Annotated in this window: 3 protein-coding genes and 2 pseudogenes; 2 read left to right on the forward strand and 3 right to left on the reverse strand. The window is 67.8% G+C overall.

Translation table 11 applies throughout. The features are described 5' to 3' along the window. The first annotated feature begins 138 nt into the window (after positions 1–138). Both NBZ83_RS31350 and NBZ83_RS31355 read left to right on the forward strand, forming a co-directional pair. Positions 139–848, forward strand: a pseudogene (locus NBZ83_RS31350) (IS6 family transposase). A 71-nt stretch (positions 849–919) separates the two neighbouring features. Beyond that, complete coding sequence (locus NBZ83_RS31355) at positions 920–1,042, forward strand: hypothetical protein (RefSeq protein ID WP_261567507.1); 123 nt, start codon at positions 920–922, stop codon at positions 1,040–1,042. Positions 1,043–1,108: 66 nt separating this feature from the next. Here NBZ83_RS31355 and NBZ83_RS31360 read toward each other — a convergent pair whose 3' ends face one another. The 3 genes and pseudogenes from NBZ83_RS31360 to NBZ83_RS31370 form a co-directional block, all read right to left on the reverse strand. Further along, positions 1,109–1,429 (reverse strand): YrdB family protein, encoded by a 321-nt coding sequence (locus NBZ83_RS31360; RefSeq protein WP_261567506.1) that lies wholly within the window; start codon positions 1,427–1,429, stop codon positions 1,109–1,111. Positions 1,430–1,544: 115 nt separating this feature from the next. Then, on the reverse strand, positions 1,545–1,694 hold the full coding sequence (locus NBZ83_RS31365; RefSeq protein WP_261567505.1) for a 3-oxoacyl-[acyl-carrier-protein] synthase III C-terminal domain-containing protein: 150 nt from the start codon (positions 1,692–1,694) through the stop codon (positions 1,545–1,547). Between the two features lie 820 nt (positions 1,695–2,514). Continuing rightward, positions 2,515–2,777 (reverse strand): annotated as a pseudogene (locus tag NBZ83_RS31370) (IS5/IS1182 family transposase); the annotation flags it as partial.

A 2,777-nucleotide genomic window follows, 5' to 3' on the forward strand; every position in this document is an offset into this window, starting at 1 on the left:
CGACCCCCTGGCCTCCCGGAGACCCGGACGTGCCACCCCGCCGCCCGTCACTCCGTCGCTCGCGCGAAACATGCGGACGGCGCTGTTGGATGGGCGGTGTCTGCCTTCGGGTGGCTGTCGACCGGTCATGGTCAGAGGATGCGTCGACGTTGTGTCCGTGTCCCGGTCCCAACGTCGGAGTTCTCGGGGTTCCGGTTCCCGCCGGAGGTGATCGTGCTGGCGGTGCGGTGGTAGTTGTGGTTCGCGCTGTCCTACCGGGACGTCGAGGAGCTGTTCGCCGAACGCGGCCTCGACGTCGATCACGTCACGCTCTACCGGTGGGTGCAGCGTTTCACGCCGCTTCTCGTTGACGCGGCCCGGCCATGTCGGCACCGTCCTGGTGACCGGTGGTTCGTCGACGAAACCCAGGTGCAGGTCGCCGGCTGCTGGACCTCTCTCCACCGTGCTGTTGGCCAGCACGGACAGGTCATCGATGTCCTGGCCGGCACCCGCCGCGATCAGGCCGCCGCCCGCCGGTTCTGCATCCGGGCGCTGTCCCCTGGCCGGCGGCCGGTCGAGGTCACCACCGACAAGGCCCCCGTCTACCCCGGTTCCTCGACGAGCTCCTGCCCGAGGCCTGCCACGTCGACGCCGCGCGGGAGAACAACCGAATCGAAGCCGACCACAGCCGCCTACAAGCCGGACTCCGGCCCATGCGCGGGCTGAAACGCCTGCGTTCTGCCCAGACGATCAGTACAGGGCACGTGTTCGTCCAGAACATCCGTCGCGGCCACTACGAACTCGGAATCGACACCGACCCGCACGCACGGCTCACAGCCGCGTTCACCGAGCTCACCCTCGCGATCTGATCACCAGCTCGACAGGGCCAACCATGCCCTGCCCTCCCACAATGCAACAGACTCCCATCACTGAGGCGACCGTGAAACGCCACCTGCACAGCGTCTTCGTCAAGCTCGGCGCGGTGTCCCGGATCGACGCGGTGAATAAGGCGGTGGCGTCGTCGCTGATCCGGATGACCACCCGCGGCGTGCCCGAGCGCTGACTAACCGGGCGCAGCACTCAGCCGCCGGCCGACTCCGGTGGCGGACGGCTGCGCTGGGTGGGCCGGTCAGCCGTTCTGCTGGTGCCAGTGGTAGGCGAGGACCAGGTTGACGATCGTCAGCACGGCGAGGGCGAGGGCGAGCTTCTGCCAGCCGGCTACCCCGAGGGCGACCACGCCGACGGCGAACCATGCGGTCTGGAACGCGGGGAGCGCGCCACCGTGCAGGGTCACGGTCGCGGACGGGGCGCCGAACAGCGACCAGAGGACGACCATGACGACAACGCAGCCGAGCGCTGCGCCCGCCTTCAGCCATCGACCAGCGCTCACGGTCTGGTAGCCCCACAGGCCTACCGCCGTGTAGACGGCGAGCTCGAGCAGGAATGCCACCGCGAGATTGGTGTGCTTGGCAGCGCCGAGGATGGGACTCTCCCTTCGAAGCGTGGCCGCCGGGGCGCCGCGAGCGCACCGGCGGCCACCGTGGTGACTTAAAATAGCCGATTGGTCACCATTCTGGCATGTTGAGCACTTCGAGTACGCCAACGGTCCACATGAACCCGATCCCTGCACCCACGGCGGCGATCAGGTCACCGGGCTTGGGCTTCTTCTCCATCACGAGCTGGTGCAGGCCGATGAGCTGGTCGGCCCCGCCCATGCGGGCGTAGCCGAGGCCCCACTCGTGCGCAGGCGCTCAGCCGGATAGGCCGGAGATTCTCTCCCCCGGCTATCCGGCCGGCTTTGGGGCAGTCCCGGAGCCGATATCCGATGAACTCCGAGATCGGCCAGGTTAGACCTCACCCGCCCCTGGTCGCGGCCTGCTGGATGGCGAACCGTGACCAGGGGCGGGTGTGCATATGGGATGACCTATAGGTCTTCCCGAGAGTCGGTCACCCGGCGGTCTCCGCCCATGGTCGAACTGGGCCACCGGTGGGGCACGCCCACCATGCCTGTCCTTTGTGAACCTCCGGTCGCATCGGGTGGGGATGGCCTGGACAGGGCGGAGCCGCTTCGGAGATCCCCTCATCGGCGATGACGTCCTGCAGCCACCCGGCCAGATCGACCCTCAGCTCAGCCCGCTCGGTTGCCGGTAGCACCCACAGCGAAGATTTGGACCCGGCCTTGTGTCCGCGGGCTGAGACCGGCCATTCGCTGACCCAGCCGACGAGCTCGGACTCGGAGATCGGCAGGCCGAGCCGACGACTGGCGTCCGCTGCGGTGAACTTACGCTCCTGTAGCCGGATCCGTGATTGGGCCAGCTCGCTGCCATCCGGAGCGCCAACCGTCACGGAGAGCCGTGCAGATGTCGGTCGCAGTTCCTCCAGTGCCGCAGCTACCGCGTCTGCCACCCGCTGGCGCGCGGGCTGCAAGCTGGCGGTCACGTCAGCTCTCGGTTCAGGCGAGGGGACATCATCCAGGGACACGTCGGACACCGTGACCCAAGCTACGGACAGCCGCTCGGCCTCATCTCGCTCCATCTAGGCAGTTTCTCGTGGATCTTCGGCGAGCCAGAGCATGATCGAGGCGATGATGACCTCGTTGCGGTAGTAGTGGCCGCGTTTGGTGTAGCGGGTCGCCAGCGCCCGCCACTGCTTGAGCCGGTTGAAGCAGCGTTCGACGACGGTGCGGGCCTTGTACCGCTCGGTATCGAATGTCGGGGGGCATCCACCGGCCTGGCCGCGCCGTGTGCGGTTGTTCTTCTGGTCGGCGCGTTCGGGGATGGTGTGGCTGATCCCGCGGG

The sequence above is a fragment of the Frankia gtarii genome (assembly GCF_025403375.1).
Taxonomy (GTDB): Bacteria; Actinomycetota; Actinomycetes; order Frankiales; family Frankiaceae; genus Frankia; species Frankia gtarii.

Bases quoted from the DNA above. Each gene is read 5' to 3' on its own strand.
- NBZ83_RS31365 (WP_261567505.1), bottom strand. From the start codon at position 1,694: ATGGGCGGGGCCGACCAGCTCATCGGCCTGCACCAGCTCGTGATGGAG.